15 protein-coding genes are annotated in these 14,734 nt (G+C 57.2%); all 15 read right to left on the bottom strand.

The annotated features are described in order from the left end of the window. Positions 1-113: 113 nt before the first annotated feature. Positions 114-770 carry a ribonuclease HII gene (gene rnhB / locus G3M63_RS08885; protein WP_371923579.1) on the bottom strand — a complete coding sequence of 219 codons (657 nt, stop codon included), beginning with the start codon at positions 768-770 and terminating at the stop codon, positions 114-116. An 11-nt stretch (positions 771-781) separates the two neighbouring features. Continuing rightward, complete coding sequence (gene lpxB, locus G3M63_RS08880) at positions 782-1,963, bottom strand: lipid-A-disaccharide synthase (protein ID WP_163982696.1); 1,182 nt, start codon at positions 1,961-1,963, stop codon at positions 782-784. Between the two features lie 2 nt (positions 1,964-1,965). Continuing rightward, entirely contained in the window at positions 1,966-2,742 is a 777-nt protein-coding gene (lpxA, locus tag G3M63_RS08875) for an acyl-ACP--UDP-N-acetylglucosamine O-acyltransferase (RefSeq protein ID WP_163982695.1), read from the bottom strand. After that, positions 2,739-3,176 (bottom strand): 3-hydroxyacyl-ACP dehydratase FabZ, encoded by a 438-nt coding sequence (gene fabZ / locus G3M63_RS08870; protein ID WP_150300695.1) that lies wholly within the window; start codon positions 3,174-3,176, stop codon positions 2,739-2,741. The genes lpxA and fabZ overlap by 4 nt, the downstream gene beginning before the upstream one ends. 44 nt (positions 3,177-3,220) lie before the next feature. Next, complete coding sequence (lpxD, locus tag G3M63_RS08865) at positions 3,221-4,273, bottom strand: UDP-3-O-(3-hydroxymyristoyl)glucosamine N-acyltransferase (RefSeq protein ID WP_371923561.1); 1,053 nt, start codon at positions 4,271-4,273, stop codon at positions 3,221-3,223. Between the two features lie 7 nt (positions 4,274-4,280). Further along, positions 4,281-4,781: an OmpH family outer membrane protein gene (locus tag G3M63_RS08860; RefSeq protein ID WP_256669988.1), complete on the bottom strand. Its 501-nt coding sequence runs from the start codon at positions 4,779-4,781 to the stop codon at positions 4,281-4,283. A gap of 36 nt (positions 4,782-4,817) precedes the next feature. Further along, positions 4,818-7,175 (bottom strand): outer membrane protein assembly factor BamA, encoded by a 2,358-nt coding sequence (gene bamA, locus G3M63_RS08855; RefSeq protein WP_150300692.1) that lies wholly within the window; start codon positions 7,173-7,175, stop codon positions 4,818-4,820. Between the two features lie 94 nt (positions 7,176-7,269). Beyond that, a complete protein-coding gene (gene rseP / locus G3M63_RS08850; RefSeq protein WP_163982693.1) occupies positions 7,270-8,631 on the bottom strand; it encodes a sigma E protease regulator RseP in 1,362 nt (453 codons plus the stop codon). Between the two features lie 43 nt (positions 8,632-8,674). Then, entirely contained in the window at positions 8,675-9,859 is a 1,185-nt protein-coding gene (ispC, locus tag G3M63_RS08845) for a 1-deoxy-D-xylulose-5-phosphate reductoisomerase (RefSeq protein WP_163982691.1), read from the bottom strand. Then, positions 9,856-10,671, bottom strand: coding sequence for a phosphatidate cytidylyltransferase (locus tag G3M63_RS08840; RefSeq protein WP_150300689.1), 816 nt, complete (start codon positions 10,669-10,671; stop codon positions 9,856-9,858). The genes ispC and G3M63_RS08840 overlap by 4 nt, the downstream gene beginning before the upstream one ends. Beyond that, complete coding sequence (gene uppS, locus G3M63_RS08835; protein ID WP_163982689.1) at positions 10,671-11,426, bottom strand: polyprenyl diphosphate synthase; 756 nt, start codon at positions 11,424-11,426, stop codon at positions 10,671-10,673. The genes G3M63_RS08840 and uppS overlap by 1 nt, the downstream gene beginning before the upstream one ends. Before the next feature lie 22 nt (positions 11,427-11,448). After that, on the bottom strand, positions 11,449-12,006 hold the full coding sequence (frr, locus tag G3M63_RS08830; RefSeq protein WP_150300687.1) for a ribosome recycling factor: 558 nt from the start codon (positions 12,004-12,006) through the stop codon (positions 11,449-11,451). A 2-nt stretch (positions 12,007-12,008) separates the two neighbouring features. Further along, a complete protein-coding gene (gene pyrH / locus G3M63_RS08825) occupies positions 12,009-12,743 on the bottom strand; it encodes a UMP kinase (protein WP_150300686.1) in 735 nt (244 codons plus the stop codon). A gap of 210 nt (positions 12,744-12,953) precedes the next feature. Next, positions 12,954-13,823: a translation elongation factor Ts gene (gene tsf / locus G3M63_RS08820; RefSeq protein ID WP_150300685.1), complete on the bottom strand. Its 870-nt coding sequence runs from the start codon at positions 13,821-13,823 to the stop codon at positions 12,954-12,956. 137 nt (positions 13,824-13,960) lie between these two features. Then, positions 13,961-14,704 (bottom strand): 30S ribosomal protein S2, encoded by a 744-nt coding sequence (gene rpsB, locus G3M63_RS08815; RefSeq protein ID WP_150300684.1) that lies wholly within the window; start codon positions 14,702-14,704, stop codon positions 13,961-13,963. Positions 14,705-14,734 lie beyond the last annotated feature (30 nt).

The following is a 14,734-nucleotide window of genomic DNA, read 5'->3' as shown; positions in this document are numbered from 1 at the left end:
CGACGAGCTTACAGGGACGTACTTGCAGCGTGTCGGCGCAGCCCTGTCGGCTCGCGACAGCTGACTCCGACTTACTCAACCAAACATTGAAACGGTGACGAGAGACAACGAAATCAGGAGCGTTCTGTAGCTTCGGCCTCGGGGGATAATAGCTCGACAGACACACTCGGCAGCGACGGCGTGACCAAACCCAGCGCCTCACGGACCGGTGCAAACGAGCGGCGATGTATCACGGTGGCGCCTCGTTCCTTCAACGCCGCAAGATGCTGCACAGTGGGGTAGCCCTTGTTCTGCGCGAGGCCGTAACCGGGATATCGCAGATCCATTTCGACTAGCTCGCGATCGCGGGCGACTTTCGCCAGGATCGACGCTGCGGCGATCGCCGGAACGCGGCTGTCACCCTTGATCACCGGCTCGCTAGGCATGGGCAGGATCGGGCAGCGGTTACCGTCTACCAGCACGCGGTCCGGGCGGACCGACAAACCTGCTACGGCGCGCTGCATGGCGAGCATGGTCGCGTGCAGGATGTTGAGCTCGTCGATTTCCTCAACTTCCGCGCGGGCAATGCACCAGGCCAGCGCGCGCTCCTGGATCAGCGGAAAGAGCTCTTCGCGGCGGGCTTCGGTAAGTTTTTTGGAATCGTTCAGGCCTTCGATCGGGTTGAGCGGATCGAGGATGACGGCGGCAGTCACCACGGCGCCGCAGAGTGGTCCGCGTCCGACCTCGTCAACGCCCGCAACGGTCACTCCGTCGGGAACAATCCAGTCCATCACGATCTGGTTCATGCCAACCTGCCCTTCTGTTTCAACAGCTCTATCACTGCGTCGGCCGCGGAATGATCTGCATCGCGGCGCAGAATCTGATGCAGCTTCATGAATTCTGCCTGGGTTGCTTCACGCTCGGGCGTTGGCCCCAGGCGCTCAAGCAGTGCAGCACCCATGGCGTCGGGTGTGGCATCGTCCTGTAGAAATTCGGGAACCACCTCCCTTTTCGCCAACAGGTTGGGAAGCGACACATGCCCAACCCGCACCAGGCGTTTGAGTATACGAAAGGTTAACCCGGCCATGCGGTAGGCGACCACCATGGGCCGCTTGAACAGCATGGCTTCGAGCGTTGCGGTACCTGAGGCGATCAATACTGCGTCGCAGGCGGCGAGTACATCGTGAGCCTGGCCGTCGAGCAACGTAAGCGGTAAGTCCAGACCGCTCTCGGCGATGATGTTCTGCATCTGGATTTTACGTTCACGACTCGCGCAGGGCATGATAAAACGCAATTGGGGTTGGCGCTCAAGACACCAGGCGGCGGTCTGCAAAAACAACAGGCCCAGCTTGCGCAATTCGCCGTTACGACTGCCCGGCATCAGCGCAACGACTCGCATGTTCTCGTCCAGACCCAGTGTGCTGCGCGCGGCGGCTCTGTCCGGCTCCAGCGGGATCTGATCGGCCAATGTGTGGCCTACGCAACGTACCGCCACGCCATGACGTCGGTAAACTTCTTCTTCGAACGGAAACAGGGTGAGCATCAGGTCGGTGGATTTCTGAATACCCAGCACACGTTTTTCGCGCCAGGCCCATACCGAAGGACTGACATAGTGCACGGTGGGGATGCCCGCTTCGCGCAGGCGAAGCTCGACACCCAAGGCAAAGTCCGGCGCGTCGATGCCAATGAATACATCCGGTTTCTGCTGTTTCAGCCATTCGACGAGCTCCTTGCGAATACGCAGTAACTCGCGCAGCCTGCCCAGCACTTCGACCAGCCCCATGACGGAAAGCCGCTCCATCGGCACCCGGCTGTGCATGCCTTCGGCGAGCATGCGCGGCCCGCCGATGCCAATGAACTGCGCATCGGGGTATTGCGCCTTGAGCGCGCGGATCAACCCTGCGCCCAGGGTATCGCCGGAGGCCTCACCGGCGACCAGAGCAATACGTAAAGGCGTGTTTTCAGAAAGGGCTGAGCCAAGCATGATCAGCGGGTAATGCCGCGGGTCGACGCCAGGATGGAGTCGCGGTAGAGCGCGACCTCAGGGAAGGTATTGGCGCTTTCTTCTATGTTTTTTAACGCGTCCTGCAAAGTCAGGCCCTGCCGATATACCTGCTTGTAGGCGCGTCGCAATGCCGTGACCACCTCCGGCTGATAGCCGCGCCGACGCATACCTTCGAAATTCATGCCATGCGCATTCGCCGGATTGCCACCCACCATTACGAACGCAGGAATATCCTTGAATACGGCGCTGTTGGCGGCGCTCATCGACCAGGCGCCGATCTGGCAGAACTGGTGAACGGTCGTGTAGCCGCCGAGTATCACCCCGTCACCCACATGCACATGGCCCGCGATAGTCGCATTGTTGGCCATGATGATGTTATTGCCGACTACACAATCGTGCGCCACGTGCACATAGGCCATCAGCAGATTATGACTGCCGATGCGCGTAACACCTTGGTCCTGCACGGTGCCACGATGCAATGTACACCCCTCACGGATGACGTTGTGGTCGCCGATTTCCAGACGGGTTGGTTCACCGTTGTATTTCTTGTCCTGACAGTCTTCACCCACAGAGGCGAACTGGAATATCCGGTTCGCCTTGCCGATGGTCGTTGGGCCCTTGATCACAACGTGTGGACCAATAACCGTGCCGGCGCCTATTTCGACGTCTGGTCCGATATAGGTCCAGGGTCCGACCTCAACGTCATCAGCGAGCCTGGCAGCAGGATCGACGATGGCCTGGGGGTGAATACCTGTCATACCTTGTGTTCCGCGCAAATGATTTCACCTGAACAGGCTTCCTTGCCGTCCACCGTCGCACGGCAGGCAAACTTCCAGATGCCGCGGCGATTGCTCAGGTGCTGTGCTTCGAGCACCAGCTGGTCGCCCGGTACAACAGGCTGACGGAAGCGCAGCTTGTCAGAACCGACGAAGTAATACAGGGTTCCCTCGTCGCTCTTTACGTTCATCATCTTGAACCCGAGCAGGCCGGCTGCCTGAGCCATGGCCTCGATAATCAGCACGCCGGGCATGATCGGGTGCTGCGGAAAATGACCATTGAAGAAGGGTTCATTGACCGAGACATTCTTGTACGCACGGATTTTTTTCGCCTCGAGATCCAGCTCCACCACCCGGTCTACCAGCAAAAACGGGTAGCGGTGGGGCAGGTATTCTCGTATTTCTTTGATATCCATTGGTTTGCATGCCTTGCAGTGAAAATTGAGCGCGTCCGCGCTGATCAGGATTCAGATGAACCCGAAGCGCCTGGGGTCACTGCAGACAGCTCTTTTTCAAGCTGCTGCACACGCTTGAACATGGTATCCAGCTGACGGAAGCGTGCGGCGCACTTTCTCCATTCAGCTGCTGGCTGGATTGCAGTGCCGGAGGAATAGGCACCCGGCTCGGTAACCGAACGGGTCACCATTGTCATGCCACTGATGAAAACGTTGTCACATATCTCGATGTGGCCAACCATTCCGACACCACCAGCGATGGTGCAATACTTGCCGATCCGTGTGCTGCCGGAGATCCCTACACAGGCAGCAATAGCCGTGTGGTCGCCGATCTGCACGTTGTGCGCTATCTGAATCTGATTATCGAGCTTCACCCCATTGCCAATGGTGGTGCTGGACAATGCGCCACGATCGATGGTCGTGTTGGCACCGACTTCAACATCGTCACCGATGACCACACCGCCTATCTGGGCTATTTTCTGCCACTGACCTTTCTCATTGGCGAAGCCGAACCCCTCAGAGCCAATTACCGCGCCGCCCTGAATCGATACCCGTTCACCAACAATGACGTCGTGATACAGCGTAACCCGTGGCCCCAGCCATCCGCCCTGCCCTATTCTGCTGCGAGCACCCACGTAACAGAGCGCTTCGACAGTGACCCCTGCGCCAATAACGGCACCGGAATCGATCACCGCCCCGGGGCCGATCGAAGCGCCAGGATCGACCTGCGCATCCTCCGCAACAAAGGCCGACGGATGAATTCCGGGCGCCCTTCGTGGTTTGGGATCGAAGTGATGGGATATACGGGCGTAAGCCAGGTAGGGGTCGTCTACAACCAATGCATTGCCGGCATAGTCCGCCGCGTCAACTTCTTTCAGTAATACGGCCTCGGCCCCGGTGGTACCCAGCATTTTGCGGTAACGGCTATTGGCGAGAAAACTCAGCTGTCCCGGGCCGGCATCCTGCAGCGTTGCCAGCCCGCGGATAACCTTTTCGCCGTTTCCTATCAGACGCGCGCCAAGCTTTTCAGCCAGGCGCGCGAGAGTGACATCAGTCATTATTGCCTCAGCGGTTCAGGCGTTCAATCACCTGGCGGGTGATGTCAAATTCAGGTTTGACGTCGACTACAGCGCTGCGGTCGATGACCAGATCGTAGTTACCGGAATTGAGGACATCCTCGACAGCCTTGTCCAGCTTCGGCTTGAGCGAATCGAGCATTTCACGGTCAGCCGAGGCCTTGGATTCATTCAGCTCCTTGGACTGGGTCTGAAATTCACGGGCCTTCTGACGAAATTCCAGCTCAAGCTTCTCCAGCTCGGTCTGATTCAGCTTCTCGCCATCGCGCTGCATCCGCTCCTGCAAACGCTTGGCTTCCGCCTCGAGATTACGCAGACGCTGGAGCTGCGTGCCGAATTTCTTCTCGGCATCGGCTGAATACTTCTTGGCATCATCCGATTCGAGCAGCGCCATCTGATAATCCAGCACCGCGATCTTCATTTCTGCCATAGCCGGAAAACAGGCTAACGCCATGACCGACAGTACTGCAACTTTGATGAACTTATGCACTTGACCTACTCCTGATTATGCTTGGCTCGAGCCGACTTAGAATGTCTGGCCCAAAGTGAATTGGAAGAACTGGGTGTCATCGCCAGACTCATCGTTGAGAGCCGTACCGAGACTGAATCCTAGCGGACCGAGCGCAGTCAGCCAGGAAAGCCCGACACCAGCGCTGTAACGAATTTCGCCTGCATCAATATCGCCACAACCCGGGTTCTCGGTCCCGCCTTCGTACTGCAGGCTCGTGGTGGAACAGTTCGTATCGAATACGTTACCCGCATCGAGGAATAGCACGGTGCGCAGCGAGCGCTGATCTTCAACAAAGGGCACCGGGAAGATGAGTTCGGCACCCCCGGTAATTTTCACGTTACCACCAAATGGCAAATGGTCCTTGTCTGGATCGGCGCTATTTGGCGTGCTTCGTGGGCCAAGCGAGTTATCGCGGAAGCCCCGTACAGAACCGATACCCCCCGCATAGTAATGTTCATAGAAAGGCACGAACGTGGTGGAGCCATAGCTCTCCGCGTAGCCCAGATTGGTATGTAACCGCAGGGTCAGGCTGTCCGACATGGGAAAGAATTTCTGGCCGCGGTAATCAAGCTTGTAGAACGACAGGTCGCTGCCAGGGATCGTGGTTTCAAGACCCAGCGACTGGGATGAACCGCGATCCGGAAAAACGCCACGATTCAGCGTCGATTGTGACCAGGACGCATTGAACTTGAAGTTGGTGAAAGAGTTGCCTTCGGTATCGAGGAACCGACTGATCTCCTCCACTGTGTAAATACCTTCCTTGATGTCATCCTTCTGTGCACTGAGGCCGAAAGACAGGCGCGAGGTATCGCTGATCGGATAACCGATATTGAAGCCGCCACCGTATGAGTCCACCGCATAGCTGGTGAAATCATAGTTCAGCTCGTCATAGTCGGTGGTCCGGTAGAACGCGTTGTAGCCAAGGCTCACACCGTCAGCGGTGAAGTACGGGTTCATGAAACCAAACGACAGCGCAGACTGATATTCCGAGCGGTTGGCGCTGAAGCTGACGCGGTTACCCGAGCCGAAGAAATTGTTCTGGCTGATCGAGCCGCCAAGGATGAGACCCGTGCCCTGGGCGAAACCGACACTGGCGGTGATTGAGCCGGAGGGTTGTTCCTCTACCGAGTAGTTCACGTCGATCAGATCTTCTGCACCGGGCACCGGAACGGTTTCAACGTCGACTTCCTTGAAGAACCCCAGGCGTTCCAGACGCACCTTGGATTGATCAATCAAATGAGTGGAAGCCCATCCACCTTCCATCTGGCGCATTTCACGCCGCAGTACTTCATCGTCGGTCTTGGTGTTGCCACGGAAGTTGATGCGGTTTACATAAGCGCGATTGCCCGGATCCACGACAAAGGTAACCGATACGGTCTGGTCGTCTTCGTTGATCTCGGGAATGCCATTGACGTTGGCGAAGGTGTAACCCTCATTGCCCAGCCTGCGGCTGATCAGGTCGGAGCTGGCGGTCATTACCTGACGGGAAAACACCTGACCAGGCTCGACCAGCAACAGCTTGCGCACTTCCTCTTCATCGACAACCAGGTCGCCTGACAACTTGACGTCGTCGACGGTGTAACGGTCGCCTTCATCAATATTGACGGTGATATAGACGTTCTGCTTGTCCGGTGTGATAGAGACCTGGGTCGAGGCGACATTCATGTTGATATAGCCGCGGTCCAGATAGTAGGAACGCAGCCGCTCCAGATCACCAGAGAGCTTTTCCCGGGAATACTTGTCGTCGTTACGGAAGAACGACAACCAGCCGGTGGCGCTCAGCTCGAACAGATTTACCAGCTCGTCGGTGGGAAACACACTATTACCGACGATATTGACGTGCTTGATGGATGCCACCGAACCTTCATCGACGATGATTTTCAGTGAGACACGGTTACGCGGCTCGGCTATCACTTCGGTTTCGATATCGGCTGAATAGCGACCCTGGGCTACGTACTGACGCAGCAGCTCATTACGTACCCCCTCGAGCGTTGCCTGCTGGAAAATCTCGCCTTCAGCGAGACCGGCCATGGTCAGACCGTTCAGCAGATCTTCGCTTTTGATCGCCTTGTTCCCTTCGAGCTCGATGGACGAGATGGAAGGACGCTCGACCAGGGTGATAACCAGCACATCGCCATCGCGGCCGAGCCGGATGTCTTCGAAGAAACCAGTACGGAAAAGCGAGCGTGAGGCATCAACCAGCTCTGGATCATCGACCTCATCGCCGATATTGAGGGGCAGTGCAGCGAAAACGCTGCCGGCAGACACACGCTGCAACCCATTGACGCGAATATCGGAGATCCGGAAAGCATCGGCAAAAACTTCCGGCGCCAGGAGTGTCATCAGTAGCGCAGGCAATAGGTAACGTTTCATGAAATCCGTTCTGACTAGCTGTTTATATAATATCTGCCGCGTACGACAGCTCGGGTAGCTGTACTAAAACTACGGTGCCAGGCCATCTTGCATGTCATCCGCCCAGTCGGCTGATGTCGTTATAAATGGCAAAGACCATCACACCCACGATCAGCGTGAGGCCGATTTGCAACCCCCAGGCCTGAATTCGCTCGGACAGCGGCTTGCCCCTGATCCATTCGGCTGAGTAATAAACCAGATGCCCACCATCCAGCACGGGGATAGGCAGCAAGTTCAACACCCCCAGACTGATGCTCAGATAAGCGATGAAACTCAGAAAGCTTTCCGGACCGGACTTGGCTGAAGCGCCCGCCACTTTAGCAATGGTTATCGGGCCACTCAAGTTTTTTGCCGAGACCAGCCCGGTAACCATTTTCTTCAATGAATCGAGGGTCAGTACCGTCATATCCCAGGTTTTGTTGACCGCGACAGGGATAGCCATCAAAGGGTTGTAATCAATGGTGCGGACCATATGGTCGGGCCATTCGAAGGCGTCGACACCTGCGCCAACGAAACCGACCTGCCGATCTTCGGCAGAACGAACTGCCGGGACTACCTCGATCGACAGCCTTTCAGCATCTCGCTGCACCTCAAAAACCAACGGCTCACCGGCACTGGCCTGAATCGCTGGAACGACCTCGCGCACCCAGTCAGTCACGGGCTGACCATTGATCGCCAGGATCAGATCGCCTTTACGCAGACCACCGGCGTAGGCAGCGCCATCTTCGCTCACCTCCCCCAGGCGCGGCGTAATCTGTGGCTGCCAGCTGGTCAACCCCAGCGCGCTGATCGGATCGGGTTGATCTGCACCGCGCAGCCAGTCCTGCAGCTCCAGCGTATAACGCTGCGGAACACTGCTGCCCTCTTCTTTGCCGAGCAGTTGCAGTTGTCCACTTTCACCCAGACGACGGATAAGCTGCAGATTCACGTCATGCCAGCTCTGGGTTTTAACCCCGTCAATCTCGATGACCTCCAGGCCCTCGTTCAAGCCTGCGCGTTCGGCAACGCTGCCCGGCGTAACCGGACCCAGAACCGGCGCAACAGTTGTCACGCCGAATACAGCAATCAACCAGAAGGCAACGATGGCCAGAAGGAAGTTGGCAATTGGCCCGGCTGCAACCACCGCAATGCGCTGTTTCACATCCTTGCGGTTGAAGGCTTGATCCAGTTCGGCAGGATCAACAGGGCCTTCGCGCTCATCAAGCATCTTCACGTAGCCGCCAAGCGGTATCGCGGCGATGACATACTCGGTACCGCGCTTGTCATGCCAACGGAACAGTGCGCTGCCGAAGCCCACGGAGAACCGCAACACTTTGACGCCACAGCGCCGGGCTACCCAGAAATGACCATATTCATGGATGGTTACCAGGAGACCGAGGGCTACGACGGTAGCAAGCAGAGTGAAAAGCAGATCCATTTAACGCCTCTTTCGGAGGTCCGCTCGCACAGACAACTCCGGTTCAATCTTTGAGGGCCAACCAGTCAGCTGCGTGTTGCCGCGCCAGACGATCAGCCTGAAGAACGTGCTCGAGATCCCGTACCGGCTCGCAAGCCTGACGACTCAGGGTGTGCTCGATAATAACAGGGATCGAGGTAAAGCCAATGCGCCGCGCCAGAAAGGCTTCTACCGCCACCTCATTGGCCGCGTTGAGAACGGCGCAGGCTGTACCGCCGGCTTCGGCAGCCTGCCTGGCCAGGCGAAGGCAAGGGAAGCGCTCTGGATCGGGCGCTTCGAAGTCAAGCCGGGCGACACTGAGCAGATCAAGCGGGCTGACACCCGAGTCGATCCGCTCAGGCCAGGCCAGCGCATGAGCAATGGGCGTACGCATATCAGGATTGCCCATCTGCGCCAGCACCGAGCCATCAACGTAATCCACCAGCGAGTGCACCACACTTTGCGGATGCACAACGATCTCGATCTGGGCCGGACGCGCATCGAATAACCAGCAGGCCTCGATCAGCTCCAGGCCCTTGTTCATCATGCTCGCCGAGTCCACCGAAATCTTCTGGCCCATCGACCAGTTTGGATGAGCACAGGCCTGTTCCGGGCTAACGCTTTCGAGTTGCTCGCGGCTGAAATCACGAAACGGACCGCCGGAAGCAGTGAGCAGAATACGCCGCACACCTACCCGCTGAAGCCCATCCGGGTAGCGTTCGGGCATGCATTGGAATATGGCGTTGTGCTCACTATCAATGGGCAACAACCGCGCGCCGGACGTCTTTACAGCATCCATCAATAGGGCGCCGGCCATGACCAGCGCTTCCTTGTTTGCCAGCAGAACCTTTTTACCAGCATGCGCCGCTGCCATCGTCGGTTGCAGGCCAGCAGCCCCGACGATCGCAGCCATGACGACATCGGTCTGTTCATGCGCAGCGACCCAGGCCAGCGACTCAGCCCCGTGCAGTACTTCGGTCAGCGACCCCGCGGCCGATAACGTGGCCTGCAAGGCTTGCGCCCGGGTCTGATCAGCGACAACGGCGTAACGCGGCTGGTGCGTCACGCATTGCTCGGCCAATTCACGCATGCGGCTATGCCCGGTCAGGGCAAACACCTTGTAGCGGTCAGAATGCCTAGCAATGACGTCGAGGGTGCTGACACCGATCGAGCCGGTAGCACCTAATACGCTGATCCAGGTAGACCTCACCCCAGCGTGCTCCCGATAAACAGCCAGTACAGAGCGAAAACCGGGATGGCTGCGGTAAGACTGTCGACCCTGTCCATTACACCGCCATGGCCGGGGAGCAGATTGCTGCTGTCCTTGAGTCCCTGCTCACGCTTGAACAGGCTTTCAGTCAGATCACCGACGACAGAGAACAACACCACAAGCAAGGCACCGAGAAGTCCCAGCATCACCGCCGCCACATCCCAGCCCAGATAGATCAAAGCAATCAGCGTCAGCAGCTGAGTAAAGAGCACACCGCCCAACAACCCCTCAAGGGTTTTACCGGGACTTACTGCCGGACGTAGCTTGCGGCGACCCCAAGTCTTACCCGCGAAATAGGCGCCAATATCCGCGCCCCAGACCAGAATCATGGTCGCCAGAATCAGCCATAATCCATTGTCCTGCGCCTTGAGCCACACCAGGCCATACCAGGCGGGAAGCAGCACCAGCAACCCGAACAGTTGGCACATCATCGACCCGCTCCACAGACCGCGTCCCTTGGGATAACGCATGACCAGCACCGTAGCGACTATCCACCAGGCAAGCGCGGGCAGCAGGACATATTGCGCAGGCCAGGCGTCCCGGTACAGCCCAGCCAGCAACAGCGCCACTGCGACAGCGTAGATAACGCGGCCTTTCTGAGTCGTTTCACCACCGAGCCGCGCCCATTCCCAGGCTGCAAGCGTCACAATCACACCAACAAATAATGCAAACCAGGCGCCATCCAGCAATACAAAACCGGCAATGGCCAGCGGTGCAAGGATCACTGCGGTTATTACACGCTGCATCAGCATCAGGATTCCGCCACTATTTGTTCGCTGGTTTTACCAAAACGGCGCTGACGGCCGGCGAAATCAGCCAACGCGCCGCGCATGGCATCATGCTTGAAGTCTGGCCAATAGAGATCGGAGAAGTACAGTTCGGCATAAGCGAGCTGCCACAACAGGAAATTGCTGATGCGTCGCTCACCGCCGGTACGAATACACAGATCAGGGAGGGGCCACTCCCCCGTGCTCAAGCGCGCCTGAAAATCGTCTTCAGTGATCGCCGAGGCGTCAAGCCGACCGGCAGCCGCATCACTGGCAAGCGCTTTCGCAGCCTGGGTCATATCCCATTTGCCGCCGTAGTTTGCTGCGACGACCAGCGTCATCCGACGGCCCTCAGCTGTGAGCGCCTCAGCATCTGCCATGGCCTTCTGAAGGTCAGCCGAGAATCTGGAACGATCACCAATGAGGCGCAAGCGAATCCCGTTGTCACTCAGCTTGCGCACTTCGCGCCGTAACGCGCGCAGGAACAGCTCCATCAGCGCGCCGACTTCTTCTTCAGGGCGGCTCCAGTTCTCACTGGAAAAGGCAAACAGGGTAAGCACCTCGACACCCTCTTCGGCACATACTTCGATCACCGCGCGGACGGCATCGACGCCCGCCTTGTGACCGGCCACCCCTGGCATAAAACGTTTGCGCGCCCAACGATTGTTGCCATCCATGATGATGGCAACATGCCGCGGATTGTCAGGTGATGAAGGGCTGATAGCTGTCTGTTGTTTCATGTCATGACGTGGGAAGAGGACCTTAGATGGCCATCAAATCCGCTTCCTTGGCTTCCAGTGCCTTGTCGACCTCGGCGATGAATTTGTCTGTCAGCTTCTGCACCTCATCAGCGGCACGACGCTCTTCGTCCTCGCTGATTTCTTTTTCTTTCTGCAGATCCTTCAGCTGCCCCAGCGCATCGCGACGGATATTTCGCACGGCTACCCGGGCATTCTCGGCCTCGGAGCGGGCCTGCTTGGTGTAGCCCTTACGGGTTTCTTCCGTCAAGGCAGGCATCGGCACACGAATAGTAGTGCCTGCAGTTGCCGGGTTAAGGCCCAGGTCAGAGGTCATGATGGCCTTTTCAACGGCCTGAATCATGCTCCGGTCAAACACGGTAAGCGCCAGGGTCCGGGAATCTTCAACGTTCACGTTGGCAACCTGGCGCAACGGCGTGTCGGCTCCGTAGTAGGAGACCACTACCGTGTCGAGAATGCTCGGATGAGCGCGACCGGTGCGAATCTTGGCAAACGCATGCTCCAGCGATTCGACCGACTTCTTCATGCGCTCCTGCGCGTCTTTCTTGATTTCATTGATCATTACTAGTCCTCGATCAGAGTTCCCTCGGCGCTTCCCACTACTGCATTCAGCAGCGCGCCGGGCTTGTTCATATTAAATACCCGTAACGGCATCTTGTGATCGCGGATCAGGCAAATGGCGGTGAGATCCATCACACCCAGCTTGAGATCCAGGACCTGGTCATAGGTCAGCTTGTCGAAACGTTCGGCGTTCGGGTCTTTCATCGGATCAGCGTTGTATACCCCGTCAACCTTGGTGGCCTTGAGCACCACATCGGCATCCACTTCGATGCCCCGCAAACAGGCGGCAGTGTCCGTAGTGAAGAAGGGGTTGCCGGTACCGGCGGAAAATATTACCACGTCGCCACCCGCAAGATAGCGCATGGCCTTGCGGCGATCGTAATGCTCGGTGACCCCTTCCATGGTAATGGCGGACATTACCCTGGTCTGGATATTAGAGCGCTCCAGCGCGTCACGCATGGCCAGGCCGTTCATGACAGTAGCCAGCATCCCCATGTGGTCACCTGTAACGCGGTCCATGCCAACGGCATGTAGCGCAGCGCCACGGAACAGGTTACCGCCACCGATCACCAGGCCAACCTGGACGCCAATACCTACCAGCTGCCCCACTTCAAGGGCCATGCGATCCAGAACCTTTGGATCAATACCGAACTCCTCAGTGCCCATCAGCGCTTCACCGCTGAGTTTGAGAAGGATCCTTTTATACTTGGGCTGGCGACTGCTAGGTACCTGGGCCATGCTTGACTCTCCTGCTGTGGGGATGGAGAAAAACTCAACAAGTCTCACCATGGGAGCGCTGCTCAGCAGCCTCCCTAGACACTCGGGATGATTACTTGTTCAGTGTTTCCTAAAAAAGAGGCCTCCCGCCTACGCGGGAAGCCTCTGATCAACCATATTACAGACGCCCTGTCAGAGCGACTGCTGCGCGCCGGTTAAACGACACGGATCTTACTTCTTGGACGCTTCGAGCTGGGCCGCAACCTCTGCAGCGAAGTCAACTTCGGCGCGTTCGATACCTTCACCTACTTCGAAACGAACGAAGGAAACAATCTCAGCACCGGCTTTCTTAGCCAGCTCACCCACCTTGACTTCAGGATCCTTGACGAACTGCTGGTCGATCAGGCTGGCTTCGGACAGGAACTTGTTGATCCGGCCTTTGACCATGTTCTCAACGATATTTTCCGGCTTACCGGCGATCTTCTCTGCGTTCAGTGCCAGGAAGATTTCCTTTTCCTTGGCGACCGCTTCCTCGGAAACCTGGGAAGGATCGAGGAACTGTGGGTTGCTGGCCGCTACGTGCATGGCGATGTCGCGCGCCAGCTCAACAGTGCCACCGTTCAGGGTGACGACAACACCGATACGATGACCGTGCAGGTAAGCGCCAATTACGTCGCCCTCAATGCGGGTCAGACGACGGATATTGACGTTTTCGCCCGTCTTGGCCACCAGCGCTTCACGCGCGCTTTCCTGATCAGCGATCAGCGGAGTGGCATCGGTGTAACCAGCAGCAAAGGCCTTCTCCAGAGTCTCGTTAACAAAACCTTTGAAGTCATCCTGCAACGCCAGAAAGTCGGTCTGTGAGTTTACTTCGATGATCACAGCAGTCTTGTTGTCGTCAGCGACCTTGACAGCGATAGCGCCTTCAGCAGCGATATTGCCTGCTTTTTTCGCAGCTTTGATCGAACCGGCAGCACGCATGTCATCAATGGCTTTTTCGATATCGCCGCCGGCAGCGTTGAGTGCCTTTTTGCAATCCATCATGCCCTGGCCAGTGCGCTCGCGCAGTTCTTTAACCATGGCTGCAGTAATCTGTGTCATAGAGATATTCCTCTGAATTGCTTGATTTTTAGCTACCCCGGAGATTCGCAGGCAGCCATATCAGTGTTGCAAAAAGATGTGGCAAAAAAGGGGGCATAGCCCCCTTTTTAGTACGGCATGAACCTAGCCGTGAGCCCTTAGCCCTGAGGTGCCTCAGCAGCAGGAGCGGACTCTTCAACGAACTCATCGGCGCCGCCGGTGTTGTTCTTGCCGCTCAGCACTGCATCAGCCATGGCTGCTGCGTACAGACGGATCGCACGGATAGCGTCGTCGTTGCCGGGAATGACGTAATCGATGCCGTCCGGGCTGCTGTTGGTATCGACGATGCCGATAACCGGGATACCCAGCTTGTTGGCTTCGGTGATAGCAATGCGCTCGTGCTCAACGTCGATAACGAACATGGCGTCCGGCAGGCCGCCCATATCCTTGATACCGCCCAGACCACGATCCAGCTTTTCCAGATCGCGAGTGCGCATCAGCGCTTCTTTCTTGGTCAGTTTGGTAAAAGTACCGTCCTGAGACTGCACTTCAAGATCACGCAGACGCTTGATGGAAGCACGGATGGTCTTGTAGTTGGTGAGCATGCCGCCCAACCAGCGGTGATCGACATAGGGCATGCCGGCACGGGTGGCTTCTTCAGCAATGATCTTGCTGGCAGCGCGCTTGGTACCAACGAACAGCAGCTTGTTCTTACCGGAAGCCAGCTTTTCTACGAAGCTCAGAGCGTCGTGAAACAGCGGCATAGTTTTTTCAAGGTTGATGATGTGAATCTTGTTGCGAGCGCCGAAGATATACTTGCCCATCTTCGGGTTCCAGTAACGGGTCTGGTGGCCGAAGTGCGCACCGGCCTTCAGCATATCGCGCATTGATACTTGAGTCATGACAGCTCCAATATATATCGGGTTGAGCCT

This window comes from Pseudomonas sp. OIL-1 (assembly GCF_010669185.1).
Taxonomy (GTDB): domain Bacteria; phylum Pseudomonadota; class Gammaproteobacteria; order Pseudomonadales; family Pseudomonadaceae; genus Halopseudomonas; species Halopseudomonas profundi.
Note: the sequence above shows the minus strand (reverse complement) of the source record. Positions and strands in the feature narration are given on the sequence as shown.